The organism is Faecalibacillus sp. (genome assembly GCF_047023275.1).
Taxonomy (GTDB): domain Bacteria; phylum Bacillota_I; class Bacilli_A; order Erysipelotrichales; family Coprobacillaceae; genus Faecalibacillus.
In genome coordinates, this window is sequence record NZ_JBKYAR010000021.1 from 16,198 (window position 1) to 35,560 (window position 19,363).

The 19,363-nt window shown below is 28.7% G+C and carries 19 protein-coding genes and 1 riboswitch; of the genes, 17 read left to right on the plus strand and 2 right to left on the minus strand.

Going from position 1 to position 19,363, the window contains the following annotated elements:
• Positions 1 to 276, minus strand: coding sequence for a GIY-YIG nuclease family protein (locus tag ACLVEP_RS08475; protein WP_032091165.1), 276 nt, complete (start codon positions 274 to 276; stop codon positions 1 to 3).
• Entirely contained in the window at positions 248 to 760 is a 513-nt protein-coding gene (locus ACLVEP_RS08480) for a deoxyuridine 5'-triphosphate nucleotidohydrolase (protein WP_032091166.1), read from the minus strand. The genes ACLVEP_RS08475 and ACLVEP_RS08480 overlap by 29 nt, the downstream gene beginning before the upstream one ends.
• Before the next feature lie 160 nt (positions 761 to 920).
• On the opposite strand from ACLVEP_RS08480, the gene trhA reads away from it, so the two are divergent.
• The 17 genes from trhA to ACLVEP_RS08565 all read left to right on the plus strand — a co-directional run bounded on the left by trhA (position 921) and on the right by ACLVEP_RS08565 (position 19,323).
• Positions 921 to 1,586, plus strand: coding sequence for a PAQR family membrane homeostasis protein TrhA (trhA, locus tag ACLVEP_RS08485; RefSeq protein WP_412584181.1), 666 nt, complete (start codon positions 921 to 923; stop codon positions 1,584 to 1,586).
• Positions 1,587 to 1,837: 251 nt separating this feature from the next.
• Positions 1,838 to 4,015 carry an anaerobic ribonucleoside-triphosphate reductase gene (gene nrdD / locus ACLVEP_RS08490; protein ID WP_412584183.1) on the plus strand — a complete coding sequence of 726 codons (2,178 nt, stop codon included), beginning with the start codon at positions 1,838 to 1,840 and terminating at the stop codon, positions 4,013 to 4,015.
• 122 nt (positions 4,016 to 4,137) lie between these two features.
• On the plus strand, positions 4,138 to 5,490 hold the full coding sequence (locus ACLVEP_RS08495; RefSeq protein ID WP_412584184.1) for an MATE family efflux transporter: 1,353 nt from the start codon (positions 4,138 to 4,140) through the stop codon (positions 5,488 to 5,490).
• A gap of 33 nt (positions 5,491 to 5,523) precedes the next feature.
• Entirely contained in the window at positions 5,524 to 6,408 is an 885-nt protein-coding gene (locus ACLVEP_RS08500; protein WP_412584185.1) for a LysR family transcriptional regulator, read from the plus strand.
• A 73-nt stretch (positions 6,409 to 6,481) separates the two neighbouring features.
• Complete coding sequence (locus ACLVEP_RS08505) at positions 6,482 to 7,660, plus strand: MFS transporter (RefSeq protein ID WP_412584186.1); 1,179 nt, start codon at positions 6,482 to 6,484, stop codon at positions 7,658 to 7,660.
• Positions 7,648 to 7,872, plus strand: coding sequence for a hypothetical protein (locus ACLVEP_RS08510; RefSeq protein WP_412584187.1), 225 nt, complete (start codon positions 7,648 to 7,650; stop codon positions 7,870 to 7,872). The genes ACLVEP_RS08505 and ACLVEP_RS08510 overlap by 13 nt, the downstream gene beginning before the upstream one ends.
• A gap of 11 nt (positions 7,873 to 7,883) precedes the next feature.
• Positions 7,884 to 8,843, plus strand: coding sequence for an aldo/keto reductase (locus ACLVEP_RS08515; protein WP_412584188.1), 960 nt, complete (start codon positions 7,884 to 7,886; stop codon positions 8,841 to 8,843).
• A gap of 122 nt (positions 8,844 to 8,965) precedes the next feature.
• Entirely contained in the window at positions 8,966 to 9,508 is a 543-nt protein-coding gene (locus ACLVEP_RS08520; protein ID WP_119362499.1) for a hypothetical protein, read from the plus strand.
• An 83-nt stretch (positions 9,509 to 9,591) separates the two neighbouring features.
• Positions 9,592 to 10,146, plus strand: coding sequence for an anaerobic ribonucleoside-triphosphate reductase activating protein (nrdG, locus tag ACLVEP_RS08525; protein WP_412584191.1), 555 nt, complete (start codon positions 9,592 to 9,594; stop codon positions 10,144 to 10,146).
• A gap of 70 nt (positions 10,147 to 10,216) precedes the next feature.
• A complete protein-coding gene (locus tag ACLVEP_RS08530; RefSeq protein ID WP_412584194.1) occupies positions 10,217 to 10,831 on the plus strand; it encodes a CDP-alcohol phosphatidyltransferase family protein in 615 nt (204 codons plus the stop codon).
• Positions 10,828 to 11,688, plus strand: coding sequence for a phosphatidylserine decarboxylase (locus tag ACLVEP_RS08535; RefSeq protein WP_412584195.1), 861 nt, complete (start codon positions 10,828 to 10,830; stop codon positions 11,686 to 11,688). Before ACLVEP_RS08530 ends, ACLVEP_RS08535 begins: the two co-directional genes overlap by 4 nt.
• Before the next feature lie 2 nt (positions 11,689 to 11,690).
• Positions 11,691 to 12,458, plus strand: a complete 768-nt coding sequence (locus tag ACLVEP_RS08540; protein WP_022000815.1) for a ParA family protein — start codon at positions 11,691 to 11,693, stop codon at positions 12,456 to 12,458.
• The gene (locus ACLVEP_RS08545; RefSeq protein ID WP_412584197.1) at positions 12,451 to 13,323 is read left to right on the plus strand and encodes a ParB/RepB/Spo0J family partition protein; all 873 of its coding nucleotides are present in this window, start codon (positions 12,451 to 12,453) and stop codon (positions 13,321 to 13,323) included. Before ACLVEP_RS08540 ends, ACLVEP_RS08545 begins: the two co-directional genes overlap by 8 nt.
• Positions 13,324 to 13,424: 101 nt before the next feature.
• A riboswitch (cyclic di-GMP riboswitch) is annotated at positions 13,425 to 13,506 on the plus strand.
• A gap of 49 nt (positions 13,507 to 13,555) precedes the next feature.
• Positions 13,556 to 16,138, plus strand: a complete 2,583-nt coding sequence (locus tag ACLVEP_RS08550) for an SHIRT domain-containing protein (protein ID WP_412584200.1) — start codon at positions 13,556 to 13,558, stop codon at positions 16,136 to 16,138.
• Between the two features lie 114 nt (positions 16,139 to 16,252).
• A complete protein-coding gene (locus tag ACLVEP_RS08555; protein WP_412584203.1) occupies positions 16,253 to 17,122 on the plus strand; it encodes an aldo/keto reductase in 870 nt (289 codons plus the stop codon).
• 91 nt (positions 17,123 to 17,213) lie between these two features.
• Positions 17,214 to 18,680 carry a family 1 glycosylhydrolase gene (locus ACLVEP_RS08560; protein ID WP_412584205.1) on the plus strand — a complete coding sequence of 489 codons (1,467 nt, stop codon included), beginning with the start codon at positions 17,214 to 17,216 and terminating at the stop codon, positions 18,678 to 18,680.
• Positions 18,681 to 18,756: 76 nt separating this feature from the next.
• Positions 18,757 to 19,323, plus strand: a complete 567-nt coding sequence (locus ACLVEP_RS08565) for a DUF2232 domain-containing protein (protein ID WP_412584207.1) — start codon at positions 18,757 to 18,759, stop codon at positions 19,321 to 19,323.
• Positions 19,324 to 19,363 lie beyond the last annotated feature (40 nt).

Consider the following 19,363-nt stretch of genomic DNA (forward strand, 5'->3'; position numbering starts at 1 on the left):
TTAGATCTTCTTTTTGCTTAATATGAGCTTTTCTTTTTCTGATCTTTTTAATTGTTTAATTTGATACTCTCTTTTTAAAGCCTCGCTTTTATGTTCAAAAGTTTCAAAATAAACAAGTTCGACTGGTCTTCTTGCCTTTGTATATTTAGCACCTTTACCAGCGTTATGGGCTTCAATACGCTTTTCTAGCTGATTTGTCCAACCAGTATAAAGTGTTTGATCACGACACCTTACGATATAAACGTAATTATTTTGTTGTTGAGCCAAAGCCACCATTTCTTTCTTCAGTGACATCATCATCTTCAACAATTCCAAATTCAAAGAAAATACCTTGAACCATTCCTTGTCCTGCTTTTAAAGAAAGAGATTTATCTTCATTACTATCATTTGTAAGTTTTACAAACATATGACCTTCATTATCACTATTATAATAATCACTATCAATAATACCTACTGTATTATTAAGTTGTAAACGATATTTAAATCCTAAACCACTACGAGGATATAAACCTAATACCCAACCATTTTCAATACGTACACGAATACCTGTAGGAATTTTAATAGTTTGTCCTGGATTTAATTCAAAATCAATAGGACTATAGAAATCATATCCAGCTGATCCTTTTGTGGCACGTTTTGGAAGTTGGATGGAATGATAGATTTCTTCTACTTCTTTTTCATTATATTGAGGAAATGAATCCATGAAATCATTTTTAAATTGGTTATATGATACTTTTTCAAATTTTGCGATTTTTTTCATAATTTTTCTCCTTTTTACTTCTCTATTATAGAGGAAAAAAGAAAACAAGAAAATAAATAATTTCATCACTTGACATAGGGAAATGAGATTGTTATTATAAGTGTAAATTACAAGACATAGTATTAAATACTACATAAGATAGTTAAAAGAGGTAATGTGTATGAAAAGAACAAAATTAGATGATCGTGTTTTACCTGTTTATACAAAAGGTGAAGAAATATTTAATATGGTAACTCATATTGTAGGTGGGGCGATGGGAATAGCCGCATTAGTTTTATGTATTATTTTTTGTCATGACGGTTATGGCTTATTTTCAGGGATTGTTTATGGAATTTCGATGATTCTTCTTTATACAATGTCAGCTATCTATCATGGTTTATCACCTAAGCTTAAAGCAAAGAAAATTTTCCAAATTATGGATCATTGCAGTATCTTTGTATTGATTGCGGGAACTTACACACCGGTTTTACTTTGTTCAATAAGAGAAGTTGATGCTAAATGGGCTTGGATTTTATTTGCAGTCATATGGATCATGACAGTGATTGGAATTACGTTAAATGCAATCGATATTAAAAAATATCAAACTTTTTCAATGATTTGTTATTTAGTGATGGGTTGGTGTATTATTTTTAAAATCAATCTCTTACCACAAGCAATAGGAATGAATGGTATTTGGTTACTTGTTTCAGGAGGACTTGCTTATACAATTGGTGTTATTTTCTATGTATTACAAAATAAGATTAAATATATGCATAGTATTTGGCATTTATGGATTTTAGTTGGTTCTATCTTACATTTTTTATGTATTATCTTATATGTTCTTTAGAATTTATAAAAATCATAAATATATTTTTTACAAAGTCCTTTGTTTATATAAACATTGGATTTTTTTATTTTGTAAAAACGTAAAAGAACTATAAAATCAATATTATTTGTGATAGAATGGATTGGACGTCGAATTATTTTAAGTAAAATAATTCGAAAAAAAGTATGGGCCAATAGAGCATAAAAGTATATTTTTTTTTTTTGATTGGCTATAATACAAATACATAAAAAATACGAAAGGGGATATTTGGCGTGAAAATAATAAAAAGAAATGGGCAAGAAGCAATTTTTGATGAAGTAAAAATTACCAATGCAATTATTGGTGCTAATAAAGAAGTTGTTGAAACAGAAAGACTTTCTGAAGAAGAAATAGATAATATTACAAATGACATTAAATATAAATGTCAAAAAATGAAAAGAGCATTAAGCGTTGAAGAAATTCAAAACTTAGTAGAAGATGAATTAATGAAATTAAATGCTTTTTCTGTTGCCAGAAAGTATATTACATATCGTTTTCAAAGAGCACTAGCAAGACAATCTAATACAACTGATGATCAAATTTTAAGTTTGATTGAATGTGCAAATGAAGAAGTTAAACAAGAAAACTCTAATAAAAACCCTACAGTAAATAGTGTACAAAGAGATTATATGGCTGGAGAAGTTAGTAAAGATTTAACAAGAAGAATTTTACTTCCAGAAGATATTGTAAAAGCACATGATGAAGGATTGATTCATTTCCATGATGCTGATTATTTCTCTCAACATATGCATAACTGTGATTTAGTAAATCTAGAAGATATGTTACAAAATGGAACAGTTATTTCAGAAACAATGATTGAAAAACCAAAGAGTTTTTCTACTGCATGTAATGTAGCTACTCAAATTATTGCTCAAGTAGCAAGTTCTCAATATGGGGGACAAAGTATTACATTATCTCATTTAGCACCATTTGTTGATGTAAGTAGACAAAAATTTAGAAAAGAAGTTAAAGAAGAATTTGAAACTATTGGTTTAGAATTAGATGATGAAAAAATCAATGCTTTAGCTGAAGAACGTTTGAAAAAAGAAATTACTAAAGGGGTACAAACAATTCAATATCAAGTTGTTACTTTAATGACAACAAATGGACAAGCACCATTTATTACAGTTTTCATGTATTTAAATGAAGTACCTGAAGGACGTTTAAGAGATGATCTTGCTATGATCATTGAAGAAACACTTAAACAAAGAATGAAAGGTGTTAAAAATGAAAAAGGTGTTTATATTACACCAGCATTTCCTAAATTAATCTATGCTTTACAAGAAAACAATATTGAACCTAATAGTCAATATTATTATTTAACAGAACTTGCTGCAAGATGTTCAGCAAAACGTTTAGTTCCTGATTATATTTCTGAAAAAGTAATGAAAGAATTAAAAGTTGATCAAAATGGAAATGGTCAATGTTATCCATCAATGGGATGTAGATCTTTCTTAACACCTTATATTGATGAAAATGGTAAACCAAAATACTATGGACGTTTCAATCAAGGAGTTGTGACAATCAACTTAGTTGATGTGGCTTGTTCATCAAAAAGAGATATGAATAAATTCTGGAAAATCTTTGATGAAAGATTAGATTTATGTTATAGAGCTTTAATGTGTAGACATGAACGTTTAAAAGGAACACCTAGTGATGTTGCTCCTATTTTATGGCAACATGGAGCATTGGCTCGTCTTAAAAAAGGTGAAACAATTGATAAATTATTATATGGTGGATATTCAACAATTTCTCTTGGATATGCTGGATTATATGAATGTGTTAAATATATGACAGGAAAATCACATACAGATCCAAGTGCTACACCATTTGCAATTGAAGTGATGCAACATTTAAATGATGCATGTACTAAATGGAAAGAAAAAGAAAATATTGATTTCTCACTTTATGGAACACCAATTGAATCAACAACTTATAAATTTGCGAAATGTTTACAAAAACGTTTTGGTAAAATTGAAGGTGTTACAGATAGAAACTATATAACAAATAGTTATCATATCCATGTAACAGAACATATTAATGCCTTTGATAAATTAACATTTGAATCTCAATTCCAAAAATTATCACCAGGTGGAGCTATTTCATATGTAGAAGTTCCAGACATGCAAGATAATATTGATGCGGTATTAGCTGTTATGAAACATATTTATAATAATATTATGTATGCTGAATTAAATACAAAGAGTGATTATTGTATGGCTTGTGGATATGATGGAGAAATTCAAATTGAAAAAGATGAAAATGGTAAGCTTATTTGGGTATGTCCAAATTGTGGAAATAAAAACCAAGATATGATGTCTGTTGCTAGACGTACATGTGGTTATATTGGAACACAATTCTGGAATCAAGGAAGAACACAAGAAATCAAAGAACGTGTATTACACTTATAGAGATGAAATTTTCATCTCTTTTTTTTATATTTATAATAGTTAAAAGCTATGATAAATAATAGGTTATAAGTATTAGTAATAAATTAATTCAAGATTATAATAGAAGCGAAATGGGGGATTAGATGAAAGAGATAGATATGTTACACGGAAGTATTTGGAATAAAATACCATTATTTGCCTTACCTGTTGCTATGACGGCTATTTTAGAACAATTATTTAATGCTTCTGATATTGCGGTTGTTGGTAATTTTACAGGTAAAATGGGAACGATAGCTGTAGCTGCAGTAGGAGCGAATAGTCCTATTATTAGTTTAATTGTGAATTTATTTATTGGTATTGCTTTAGGAACAACAGTGGTCATTGCTAATGCGATTGGGCGTGATGATAAAAAGACTGTTCATCATGCGGTGCATACTTCTATTTTAATGGCAATTGTTGGGGGATTTGTTGTTACGATTATTGGAGAATTAGTTGCTGGTTATGTTTTAAATATGTTAAATGTTCCTCGTGATGTTTATGGACAAGCACTTCTTTATTTAAGAATTTATTTATTAGGTATGCCAGTTATTTTATTATATAACTTTGAAGCAGCTATTTTTAGAAGTGTTGGAGATACTAAAGTTCCTTTAAAAACATTAGTTATTTCAGGAATTATTAATGTTATTTTAAATTTATTTTTTGTAATTGTTTTAAAGATGACAGTTAATGGTGTTGCTATTGCTACTGTTATTTCTAATTTAATAAGTGCAATTATTTTATTAAATAAATTGATTAAAACAGATCAATATATACATGTGAATTTAAAAGAGTTAAGAATCTATAAATTATCACTTGTTAGAATTTTAAAAATAGGAATGCCTGCAGGCATTCAAAGTGCCGTTTTTGCTCTTGCAAATATTGTTATTCAAGCAGCTATCAATAGTTTAGGAACAGTTGTGATTGCAGCTTCAAGTGCAGCCTTTAATGTAGAAATCTTTGCTTATGATATTTTAAATTCTTTTGGGCAAGCTTGTACTACTTTTGTAGGACAAAATTATGGAGCAGGGCAAATTGATCGTTGTAAAAAGACCCTTTATTTGTGTTTGATTGAAGATGCTATTGCTTCAGCTCTTGCAATAGGAATTATTATTGTTTCTGGTAAATTCTTATTATCATTATTTAATAATAATCCACAAGTTATTCAAATTGGCTATACACGTTTAATTATGGTCTTTACAGCCTATATCTTTAGTATGCTCTATGAAGTGATGTCAGGTTATTTAAGAGGGTTTGGTATATCTTTAGTGCCAGCTATTCTTACTTGTATTTGTATTTGTGGAACAAGAGTTTTATGGGTAGAAACAGTATTTAAAAGTTATCAATCATTTACGACTATTATGTGTGCGTATCCTTTAAGTTTATCCCTTACAGCTGTTGCTATCTTTTGTGCTTTGATGTATTATCGACCATCAAAGAAAATGTTAAATAAAAATTAATAAAATGATAGAATGTATCTAAGAGGTGAAAGTATGTATAATCATCAATTAGATACATTTATTGTTGTAGCGGATGTAGGAAGTTTTAATAAAGCTGCAGAAAAGCTCTATATTTCAGCTAATGCAGTTATGAAACAAATTAATTTATTAGAAAGAAATATCGGTTTTCCTTTATTTGAAAGAACCCATACAGGATTAAAGTTAACAGCTTCAGGAAAGTCTTTTTATAAAGATGCAAAATATATCATTCAATATTCAAAAGAAGCTATTTTAAGAGCAAGTCAAATTAAAGATGAACATATTATTCGTTTAGGTGTTTCTTTTACGACACCTGTAGATTATATTATGGATCTATGGAATCAAATGAATGATCAATCTTTAAAATTAGAATTAGTTTCTTTTGAAAACACACCAGAAAACGCTAAAGAAATCATGAAAAACTTTGGTCAAAAAATGGATATTGTAGCAGGAATCTATAGTCAAAATTTATTAAAGGAAAGAAATTGTTTAGCACTTAAACTTTATGAAAGTTCACTTGCTCTAGCAATCCCGAGAACACATCCACTAGCTTCTAAAGAAATAATAAATATAGAAGATTTAACAAATGAAAAAATCTTGATTTTAAAAAAAGGTTATTTAAAAGACATTGATCGTTTAAGAATAGATTTGTTATCTAAAAATCCTTCAATTATTTTAGAAGAAATTTCTTTCTTTAATGTTAAAGCTTTTAATCAATGTGTAAATGAAAATAAATTGATGATTGTTATACCTGAATGGAAAAATATTCATCCAATATTAAAAATCATTCCTGTTCAATGGCATTACACAATTCCTTTTGGCATTATGTATTCAAAACAGCCTTCAAATGATGTTCAGTATTTTCTAAATAAAATCGAAAAGTTACAACCTAAAGGTTAATAGTTATGAAGAAATAGAGAATTCAAAGAGATCTCTATTTTTTATATACTCCTTTTGTAAAGGAGAGATTCAAATGAATAAAAAAATATTAAAAATAGCTTTATTATCAGTATCAATGTTGGTAGCAGTGGCACCTGCTAGCAACGCTAATATTCCTGCTATGAAAGAAGCATTTCCTCAAATACCTCTTTCTATGGTAGAAATGATTACAACAATTCCTTCATTATTTTTAATGATTTCAGTTTTAACAAGTGGTTTTATCGCTAAAAAGATGGGATATAAACAAACTATTATGTTAGGACTAGGAATTGTTGCTATATCAGGGATCATTCCTGTATTTATTGGAAACTTCTATTTAGTATTATTTTCTAGAGCGGCTTTAGGTTTTGGAATTGGTTTATTTAATTCATTGTTGATTGGTTTAATTAGTTATTTCTTTGATGGAAATGAAAGAACAACACTTATTGGTTATCATGAAGCCTTAGGTGGACTTGGTGGTATGTTGATTACATATATTGCAGGTCAACTTATGCATGTAAATTGGCAAGCACCTTTTATCTCTTATGCTATCGCTATTCCGGTATTCTTTATCTTTTGGAAAGTTATTCCCAAAGTTAAAACAGAAGATATTTTACATAAAAATACAAAGCAAGTTGTTGTTAACGATGGAAAAGAAGGAAACTTTTCAATTGTCTTTGTCTTTATGATTTTAATTGTCATAGGGGCAACGCTTAATATGACAATGGGTATTAAAGTATCAAGTTTGATTGTTGAACAAGGTTATGGAAGTGCCAGTGATGCAAGTACAGTCATTATGTTACTTAGTTTAGGTGCGATGATTTCAGGTTTTCTATTTGGTAAAATGTATAAGCTTTTCAAGAATTATATTATGTCTGTAGGATTTACAATTACAGCACTCGCAATGTTTATTATTGGCATTTCTAATACATCATGGATGACCGTTTTAGGTGGATTTTTAGTAGGCTTTGGTTTTAGAGTCATGATGCCATGTCTTACAAATATCGTTAACAGTTCTCATCTTAAAAATCCAACATTAGCGACATCATTACTTCTTGTGGCTTATAATTTAGGAAGTGCTTTTGCTCCTTATGGAAGTATGATTATTCTAAAGTTCTCTTGGACAAGTGATTTAAGAGGTATTTTCTATGTAGATGGTATTGGTTTTATTTGTTTAGCAGTGATTGTTTTTATTGTAAATAAGGTAAAAGGAAAACAATCATGCAAAGAGTAATGATTTCAGTAAATCAACAAGATAAAGAAAAACTTCTACATTTATTAGAAGTGAATCAATATAAATATGTAGAATATAGAAATCAAGACAAGAGTTTATTTGAAATATTTGTTTATGGTTATCAAACGAATTTACTGATTGAACTTATAAGAAAATATCAAGTAAAATATAATATAGATGTCTATTTGTTGAATCAAGTAAAGTTTTATTAAAAGGAGAACATATGTTAAAAAGAAAATTAGGACAAGGTTTAGAAGTATCAAGTTTAGGCCTTGGTTGTATGACCATGGTTGGTAAAGATAGAAAAGAAATGATTCATTTATTAAGAGAAGCTGTTCAATTAGGTGTCAATTTTTTTGATACAGCAGAAATCTATGGACCTTATTTAGATGAAGAACTTGTTGGAGAAGCATTAGCTCCTGTAAGAAATCAAGTCATTATTGCAACTAAATGTGGCTTAAGAATGGAAAATGGTAAACAAGTTGTTGATGGAAATCTTGAAGGAATCAAGAAATCTTTAGAAGGTTCTCTTAAAAGATTAAAAACGGATTATATTGATTTATATTATTTACATCGTGTGGATCCTAATGTACCCATTGAAGATATTGCATATTTAATGAAAGATTTTATTAAGCAAGGGAAAATCAAACATTGGGGATTATCAGAAGCAGGAATTGAAACAATCAAAAAAGCCCATGCAATATGTCCTTTAACAGCCGTAGAAAGTGAATATTCAATGATGTGGAGAGAACCAGAAAACAAGCTTATTCCTTTACTTGAAGAACTAGGAATTGGTTTTGTACCTTTTGCTCCATTGTGTAAAGGATTTTTAAGTGATGCTTATGATAAAAATGGTTTTCATGCAAAGTTAAATGCACCAAGATTTAGCGAAGAAGCACTTAAAAAGAATCAGGTCGTGGTTGATCTTGTAAATAAGATTGCAAAAGAAAAAAAGGCGACAGTGGCACAAATATCTTTGGCTTGGGTATTAGCACAAAAAGATTTTATTGTACCTATTCCAGGAACAACAAAGTTAGAAAGATTAAAAGAAAATATAAAAGCAACTGAAATCAAATTTACAAAAGCAGAAGTTGAATCAATGAATCAAGCATTATCTCAAATGGATATCGAAAGTAGAAGATTTGAACCAGGTTCTGATTTTGAAAAAAGAGTTGGTTTATAAAGGCGAGACATTCTCGCTTTTTTGTTATGAAAAAAATTTAATGGATTGATAAATTTGTAAAAAAATGTCGATTATATCTAAAAAATGTGTAATACTGAAAGAAGTGAGGAAAGGAGAATAAGGTGAAAGATATTTATTTATTACTAACAAAATCGGATACATTTATTTCTAAAGCTATTTATTTAATGACACAGGACAGTTATACACATATTTCTATCTCTTTTGAAGAAAATTTACAACCGATGTATAGTTGTGCTAGAAAATATACTTATTCTCCAATTCCTGCAGGAATTAGAAATGAGTCATTTGAAAAGGGATTCTATAATAAAAATCAACATATTCCTTGTGCATTATATAAACTTACTGTTAAGAAAGAGATATATTATAAGGCAAAATTTATTTTAGAATCTATTTTAAATCATTCTCAAGATTATAAATATAATTTAATGGGATTGATCTTATGTAAATTGGAAGTTCCTTATCGCAGAAATCATTATTATTTCTGTTCAGAATTTGTAAGTGAAATCTTGGCTTATAGTCAAGCTATAGAATTACCGAAGCTTCCTTGTTTAATGAAACCATCGGATTATTTATTATTTGAAGAATTAGAGTGTTTATATCAAGGAAATATTGGAGAACTTATAAAATATAGAGGCTTATGTTAAAGGATGATACATCCTTTTTATTATATCAATAGAATCTATAAAGAATTGTTGTATAATAGGAAAATATGAAAAGAGGAATTGAAATGAATTATGCAGAAATTAAGAATTTTGATATCGCTAATGGCTTAGGAGTTAGAGTTTCTTTATTTGTATCAGGATGCACGCATCATTGTAAGAATTGCTTTAATCAAATGACATGGGATTTTAAATATGGAAAAGAGTTTAATCAAGAAGTAGAAGATTTAATTATTGATTATTTAAAGCCAGAACATATAACAGGATTGTCTTTACTTGGAGGAGAACCAATGGAACCAAGTAATCAAAGAGCGTTATTACCGTTTATTAAAAGAGTGAAAGAACTTTATCCACAAAAGGATATTTGGTGTTATACAGGTTATCTCTTTGATCAAGAACTTTTAAGTGAAAGTCGTGCAAGATGCGAAGTAACTGATGAGTTGTTATCTTATATCGATGTTCTAGTAGATGGTAAGTTTGTAGAGGAACTAAAAGATTTAAGTTTAAAGTTTAGAGGATCATCAAATCAAAGGATTATAGATGTAAAAGAAAGCTTAGAAAAAAAAGAAATTATTTTATATAAAGATTTGAATGAAAATAGAAATTTTCAAAAATATGAATAAGACGATATACACTACATAATTAGATAAAATTATGCTATAATATTTTCGTTAATTATAGAGGGAGTAGAATATGATAGGATTTTATAGTTATACTGTCATTCTTACATATTTATCATTAGTTTTTGCAATGGTAGGAATCCACTTATCAGTCATTGGACTTTATCAATGGTCATTCATTTGTTTAATGATGTGTGGTATTTGTGATACCTTCGATGGAATGGTCGCAAGAAGTAAGAAAAATCGTACAGAAGAAGAAAAGAAGTTTGGGATTCAAATAGATTCTTTATGTGATCTTATTTCTTTTGGTGTTTTTCCAGCAATACTAGGATATAATTTAGGATTATCTTCAGTAGGATGGCTTGCTATTGAAATACTTTATGTATTAGCAGCAGTTATTCGTTTAGCTTATTTTAATGTTACTGAAGAAACAAGACAGCAACAAACAACAGAAAAAAGAAAGTATTATCAAGGTTTACCAGTTACAACTTCAGCCTTTATTTTACCTTTTGCATTTGCTTTAAGATATGTTATTTTTGGTTTAGATTACTTATATGGAACTTTAATGTTAATTACAGGTATTTTATTTGTTGTTGATTTTAAAGTACCAAAATTAAAAGGGAAAGGAATTATTGCACTAGGTTTTTTAGTTGTTATTGAACTTGTGCAAATTCTTTGTTTTTCATGATTAAAGATCGTCAAGGACATATCGTTAAAGAATTAGAAGGGCAAAATCAATTATTAAAAAAATTATATAGCACATCTGCTGGTAGATGTGCTTTAAAAATCTTAGTATCACCATTTGTTACACATTTAGGTGGTTTATATATGTCTTCACCACTTTCAAAGACAAGTATTTCTTCGTTTATTAAAAATAATGATATTGATATGAGTCAATATGAAGAAAAGAAATATAAAAGTTATAACGATTTCTTTACAAGAAGAATAAAAGATGGTAAAAGACCATTTGATGTTTCTAAAGATGTATTGATGGCACCTGCTGATAGTAAACTTACCTATTATCCAATTCATGATGATACGATTTTAGAAATTAAAGATACAAAATACCAATTAAAAGATTTATTACAAGATGAAACTTTAGCTAAAGAATATGATGGTGGAATGTGCCTTGTATTTCGTTTAGCTGTTGATGATTATCATCATTATAGTTATGTAGATGATGGTCAAATTGTTTCACATAAGAAAATAAAAGGTATTTTTCATACTGTTAATCCTATCGCAAATGATTATTACCCTATATACAAAATGAATAGTAGAGAGTACACTGTGATTGATTCAAATAACTTTGGTAGAATGATTCAAATGGAAGTCGGAGCGATGATGGTTGGTAAAATTGTCAATTATAAACATACTATCGCGACAAAAGGAGAAGAAAAGGGTTATTTTGAATTCGGAGGGTCAACAGTTGTATTGATTTTGAAAAAAGATACTGTCAAAATAGATGATGATATTATCAAGAATTCTAGTGAGAATGTGGAAACAAGAGTATTACTAGGACAAACGATAGGACATAAAGGGGTGTAAAGATGTCGAAGGTTATAGCAATTACAAATCAAAAGGGTGGCGTTGGTAAAACAACGACAAGTGTTAATTTGTCAGCGGCACTAGCTAAGATGAATTATAAAGTTTTGCTTATAGATATGGATCCTCAAGCAAATGCAACACAAGGTATTGGTATCGATAGAGATTATATTGAATTATCAACATATCATGTTTTAACAGGAGAAGTTGGTTTAGAAAAAGTAATTCAACATTCTTATATTGAAAACCTAGATGTTGCACCAGGAGAAATAGATTTAGCAGGGATAGATTTAGAATTAGCACATGTAAAACAAGGAAGAGAAGTGCGTTTAAAACAATCATTAGATAAAATTAAAGATTATTATGACTTTGTTTTTATTGATTGTCCACCAGCCCTTGGTTTATTAAATACAAATGCATTAACTTCATGTGATACAGTACTTATCCCAGTACAATGTGAATACTATGCACTTGAAGGTTTAACACAACTGTTAAATACAATTAAATTAACACAAAATCATTTTAATAAAAAACTTTCTATTGAAGGTTTATTATTAACAATGTTAGATCAACGTACAAATTTAGGATTGGAAGTTTCTCAAGAAGTAAGAAAGTATTTTAAAGAAAAAGTTTATAAAACTGTTATTCCAAGAAATATTAAATTATCTGAGGCACCAAGTGCAGGAATCTGTATTTTTGATTATGATGGATCTTCTGTTGGTGCTCAAGCTTATAAAGAACTTGCAAAGGAAGTGTTGAGTAGAAATGGCTGAGAAAAAGAAAAAATTAAATAAAGGATTAGATGCTATTTTTGGTGGAGATATTACATCATTAATTGATGATATTGAACATAATACACCTGAAAGTAGTCAAGAAAAAATCAAATTAGATGAAATTAGACCTAATCCTTATCAACCAAGAAAAGTATTTGCTGAACAAGCTTTAAATGAACTTGCTTTATCAATTCAAGAACATGGTATTTTCCAACCAGTTATTTTAAAGAAATCTGTTCAAGGATATGAAATTGTTGCTGGTGAAAGAAGATGTCGTGCAGCTAGAATGGCACATTTAGAAGAAGTTCCAGCAATTATTGTTGATTTTAGTGATCAACAAATGATGGAAATTGCTTTATTAGAAAATATTCAAAGAGAAGATTTAAATGCCATCGAAGAAGCACAAGCTTATCAAACGATGATGGAAAAGCTTAAACTTACACAAAATGAGTTAGCTAAACGTATTGGAAAATCAAGAACACATATTACAAATACACTTAGATTATTGAACTTACCTGAAAAGATTCAAGAATATGTATTAGATGGTTCTTTATCAATGGGACATGCAAGAGCTTTAATTACATTGGATAAAGAAAGAGCATTAAAGATTGCTAAAAGAGTAATTGATGAAAAATTATCTGTTAGAGATGTTGAAAATATTGTAAAAGGTTTTGAACTTCAAGAAGCTAGAAAGAATAAACCTAAGGTTGAAAAACCTAAAGAATATCAATATGTTGAAGGATTACTTAGAAAAAAATATCGTACGAGAATCAAAGTAGATGATAAGTCTATTACAATTAAATACTCTGACACAGATGATTTAAATAGATTATTAGAATTAATGGGTGTTATTGAAGAAAGCTAGAAGTCGTAAGACTTCTTTTTTTGTGACAAAGTATGAAACATGTAATAGAGCGGTGGTAAACGCTATCAAATATAAAATAAGCATTATATACTGTAAGTAGATAAAATATTTAGCAAAACTATTGAAAAATAGTGACGCAAAGCTACAGAGCTGAACCATAGAGAAGCTGGCTGAGTTGCAATGATTTAGGGCACAGCTTTTCTATGGTTTTTTATTTAGGGAGGAAGAAAAAATGTTAAAAAAAGTTTTAGCTTATGTGATTGCTTTAGTGATGGTTGTTTCGTATTTTATAGGTAGTGTTTCAGCAAAGAGTGAAGATTATATGACATTACCAGTTCAGCTGTATGATTATGATGCAGATGGTTTATTTTATGAATATGCTCTTTATAAAGGCATGGATACTTTTGGATTGGGCGAATCTAATAATGAAGGAATGACACAAGGTTTAGTCGCAAGTAAACTAGGAGATGATGGACTTCCAGTTTATACAAAAAGTGCTGTTGAAAATGCAGCAAAAACAATTCAAGAAAATTTAGTTTCAGGGAAAAATGATGAATCTCTTACTAGATATTCAATATTTAATACATTTGCAACTTATAAACAAGCCCAAGGAAGTACCTATACAAAAGATGACGTACTAGGAAATGAACAAAATTATTTCTATGATCGTTGGAATTTAGAAAATATTCAAGCTTCTAAAACAAATGGTATTCTTCATTCTGGAGTGGGTACGGTTTGGCAACAAGATACAGATGGTGTTGTTAATTATGGTGTAAAAGATCATCTTAAAAAAACAATAGATGTAGAAGCAAATGCAGAATATAAATTTGATTGTTGGAGAGATGGTGGAGAACATGCTCTTAAATACCAAATTAAAGATAGTAATGGAAATGTTTTAGATGATAATGGAAGTAATATAACATTTACGGCAACAACTTCAAAAGTTATATTAGACATTTATAAAGATGATGATTATCAAGGAAGATTAAAATTCTCAATTCCAAAACTTACAAAAGAAGGTGTAACATCTAAAAATTATTTGGGTGATAATCGAGAAGGTAGTAACTTTATTAAAGAAGGTTGGACATCAGAAAAATACCAAGATAATTCCTATATCGATAAGGATAATGGTGAAATTATTCATGGTGATAATTATTGGAAACAAGATGGAGATGGTGTTGTTTGTTTAAAGGATTCATCTATCGTTTTGAATACAGATATTCCAACAGATCAAAATATCAAATTAACTTATTATTTAGGATATGGTTATAATGCTGACGGCATGACAATAGATCTTTTAGATTCTAATAATAAAGTTTTAGTAGAAAAATTAAAATTAGAAGATAAAGAAGGTGGAGAATATACTTTAACTACATTTGTTCCTCAAGGTACTGGAACAGTAAAAGTAAGAATTAATGGTAAAGAAAATTCTAGAATTGCTGCGATGACAATTACTCCTCTTGGACAAGTATTGCCATTAGGTGATTATAATGATACTGTTTTAAAATATAAAAATAATCAATTAAAAACAGTAGAAGATTGTTCAAGTTGTATGGATTATGCTTATTTAAGATTAAAAAACTTCTATAATACAGATTTCTATCTTAATAAAAAATCTAATAAATATAATCAAATGGTATTAAGAAAAATTGTAGAAGATAATACAAATAAATATTATTTTGATTCTAGTAAAACAACAACTTATGATGAAACAAATAAATCATTCTATAATAATGAAGATGAAGGTATTTCAACAGGATTCTTCCCTTTAGATTATATGGATGGTGAAAAAATGAGTGATCAAAATGGTGATGATGCACAAGATCATAATTATCATTTTGCTATGAAAGTTGATGGTGATTTTATTTATAAAAAAGGATCAAATCAATTCTTTGACTTTACTGGAGATGATGATGTTTATGTTTTCATCAACGGTCAATTAGCAGTAGATTTAGGTGGAGCACATAAAGAATTATCTACAAGTTTAGATATTGAAAAATATGCAAGTGAAAATGGAATAAAAAATGGTGAAAAATGTCATTTCCAAATGTTCTATTTAGAAAGACATACAACAACTAGTAACTGTAAAATTCAAATAAATTTAAAAATTGGAAATCATGTGGAATATAAATTTGAAAGTGGAACTGAATGTAAAACACCTCCACAAGATATTTTAGATTTAGTACCAGTAGATGAAAATGAATATTTTGAAGGTGATGTTGTTCAAATTGCTGATCAAAATAAAACTTTTGAAAATTATGTAGATTTAGAAAATAAAGGTGTATGGAAATTTGTAGGATGGGATAAAGAAAATCAAGTAATGACAACTGAAGATATTCAATTTGTAGGTACATGGATTTTTATTCCTGATAATTTCAAAGTTAAATATGAATTTGTAAGTGGTACAAAAGGTAAAGAATTACCACAAGAAATTTTAGATATGTTACCAAATGATCTTGAACATTTAACAAGAAATCAAATTATTGAAGTTGAAAATAATTTTAAGAAAGAAATTAAAGTAAAAGATGGTGTATGGAAATTTAAATCATGGGATAAAGATTCAGTAACGATTGAAGATAAAGATGAATTCTTCAAAGGTGTTTGGGAATTTACAGCTAATGAAGAACCTACACAAAATGTTCAAAAACCTGAAAATAATCAAAAAGGCAATACAAACAAAACACAAAATATTACAAAACAAACGAAAACATCAAAAGTAAAAACAGGAGATGATACAGCACTCTTCATGTATAGTTTAATGTTATTAGTAGCACTTTTAGGATTTATGCTTGTATTAAGAAAGAAAGTAAGATAAGGACTTGTTAATAAGTCCTTTTTCTATGCGATAAAGTTATAGCAGATTGCAAAATTGATATTGTACATCTGAGCTTTTTTATTTCAAAATATAAGTAAGAAAAGAGGAAATATTATGGAATATCAAACATTAAATAATGGGTTAAAAATCCCAACAATAGGATTTGGTGTCTTTAGAGTACCAGATAAAAAAGAATGTGAAGAATCAGTTTATCAAGCAATTAAAGCAGGCTATCGTTTAATTGATACAGCTGCTTCTTATACCAATGAAGATGCTGTAGGAGCAGGTGTTAAAAGAGCAATTGATGAAGGTATTTGTACAAGAGAAGATTTATTTATTACTTCTAAAATGTGGGTTCAAGATATGCAAAACTATGAAACTGCTAAAAAAGCAATTGATGCATCTATTGAAAAAAGTGGTTTAGGATATTTAGATTTATATTTATTACATCAAGCGATGGGAGATTATTTCAGTGCTTGGAGAGCCATGGAAGATGCTTATAAAGAAGGTAAGTTAAAAGCCATTGGTGTTTCTAACTTTTATGCACATGTTCTTGTCAATTTTGTTCATACAGTAGAAATTAAACCGATGGTCAATCAAGTAGAACTCCATCCATATTACACACAAGAAAAAGCAATTGAAACAATGAAAAAATTAGATGTTATTCCAGAAGCATGGGCACCATTAGGTGGAGGAAGATATAATCCATTTGAAGATGAAATGTTAAAAGGAATTGCAGCTAAATATAATAAGTCTGTAGGACAAGTAATTCTAAGATGGAATGTACAAAGAGGAGTTGTTGTTATTCCAAAATCAACACATGTAGAAAGAATAAAAGAAAATATAGATATCTTTGATTTTGAATTAAATGAAGAAGAAATGAAACAAATTTCATCATTAGATATGGGACAAACAGGATCAAGAGCTAAACACTTTGACACTGAGTTTGTGGAAATGTGCTTGGCTAAAAAAATTCATGATTAATAGTAGCGTGATTATTTTCAATTAATGAAATAATCATGCTTTTTTTAATGGAGGTGTTAAGATAGCTTTAGAAAAAGCGGAGGATATGAAAATGAAAAAATTTCCAGAAGGATTTTTATGGGGTGGCGCTGTTGCTGCTAACCAATATGAAGGTGGATGGAATGAAGGAGGAAAAGGTGTTTCTGTTTCAGACTGTGCCCATCATCATTTAGATGTAGATGTTCAAGATTATGCAAAACAAAATGAAATTTCTACAGAAGAAATCTTAAAAGCAATGAAAAGTGATGATACAAGTCTTTATCCTAAAAGACATGGTTCAGACGGGTATCATCATTATAAAGAAGATATTAAATTATTTGCTGAAATGGGATTTAAAGTATTTAGACTTTCTATTGCTTGGTCACGTATTTTCCCTAATGGAGATGATAAAGAACCAAATGAAGAAGGTTTAAAATTCTATGATGATGTTTTTGATGAATGTCATAAATATGGAATTGAACCATTGGTAACAATGTCACATTATGAACCACCAATCAATTTAGTATTAAATTATAATGGATGGTATGACCGTGAAGTTATTGATATGTTTGTAAAATATGTAGATGTTATTACTAATCGTTATAAAGATAAAGTAAAATATTGGCTTACTTTTAATGAAGTAGATTCAATGATTAGACATCCTTATACAACAGGTGGACTTGTAAGAGATCGTTTTGAAGGTAAAAACTTTACAGAAGTTATTTTCCAAGCAATGCATCATCAATTTGTAGCAAGTGCTCTTGCAACAAAAATTGCACATGAAAAAAATCCAGATTGTAAAGTAGGATGTATGCTTACTAAATTAACTTACTATCCATATACTTGTAAACCAGAAGATGTTTTACAAGCACAACAAGATATGAGAAGTACTTATTGTTATAGTGATACTCAAGTCTTTGGTGAATATCCTGCATATTTATTAACTAAATTTAAAAATGAAGGTCTAAATATTAAAATGGAAGAACATGATTTAGAAATCATGAAAAAATATCCAGTCGACTTTGTTTCATTTAGTTATTATTCATCAAGTTGTGTTGCTAAAGATGATGCCGGATTAAAGAAAACAGCTGCTAATACTAATATTGCGATTAAAAACCCTTATATTCCAAGTTCTGATTGGGGATGGCAAATTGATCCAATCGGTTTAAGAGTTTCTTTAGTAGATTTATATGATCGTTATAGAAAACCATTATTTATTGTAGAAAATGGTTTAGGTGCTAAAGATGAACTTGTAAATGGAACAGTTGATGATCAATATCGTATTGATTATTTTGATGCTCATTTTAGAGAAATGTATAATGCAATCTATGAAGATGGTGTTGATTTAATGGGTTATACATCTTGGGGATGTATTGATTTAGTATCTGAAAGTACTAAACAAATGTCTAAACGTTATGGATTTATTTATGTAGATGCAGATGATTTAGGTAATGGTACTTATAAAAGATATAAGAAGAAATCATTTGATTGGTATAAAAAAGTGATTGAATCAAATGGTGCTTGCTTATTTGAAGATTAGAGATTCTTTGAATCTCTTTTTCTTTATATAAAGTGACAGATAAGCAATAAAGTTGTATGATAATCACGGTGATGAAATGAAAAGAGAAAAGACAAAACAAATTGTAACAGGAGCTTTTATGGCAGCACTTTTTGGAGTGTTATCGGTTGTGAATGTTTATACAGGAACGATGTTTGATATTATTTTTATTTATCTGATGACAGTTGCATTAGCTTATTATACGTTTAAGTTTAATGAAAAGATGGCTGTTCTTGTTCTGTTTACAAGTACGTTTATTTTATTTTTAACAGGTGAATTATTTTTTACTTTGTATTCTTTCTTTACTTTACCATTAGGTATTTTATATATTTATTGTTTGAAAAGGGATATTGATGGTAAATGGATTTTAAGAATATATAGTATGTTGAAGAATTTTGTTGTTTTATTTTTATTAAATTCTTTATTAGGTTTAAATACTTTTACAGATGCTAAAGATATTTATTATAGTATTGTAAGTATTCTTCCTTTTTTAGAAAGTGATTTTTTAAAGAATGGAATGTTTATTATTTTATGGATTGTTTTATCATTTTCGGAGGTTTATATTATTAAGGTTTATACGAATCTATTTATCTTAAGAATGAATAAAAATAAGATGATGAAATAAATGAATTCATGTATAATATAAGGTAATAAAGAGGAGGGTA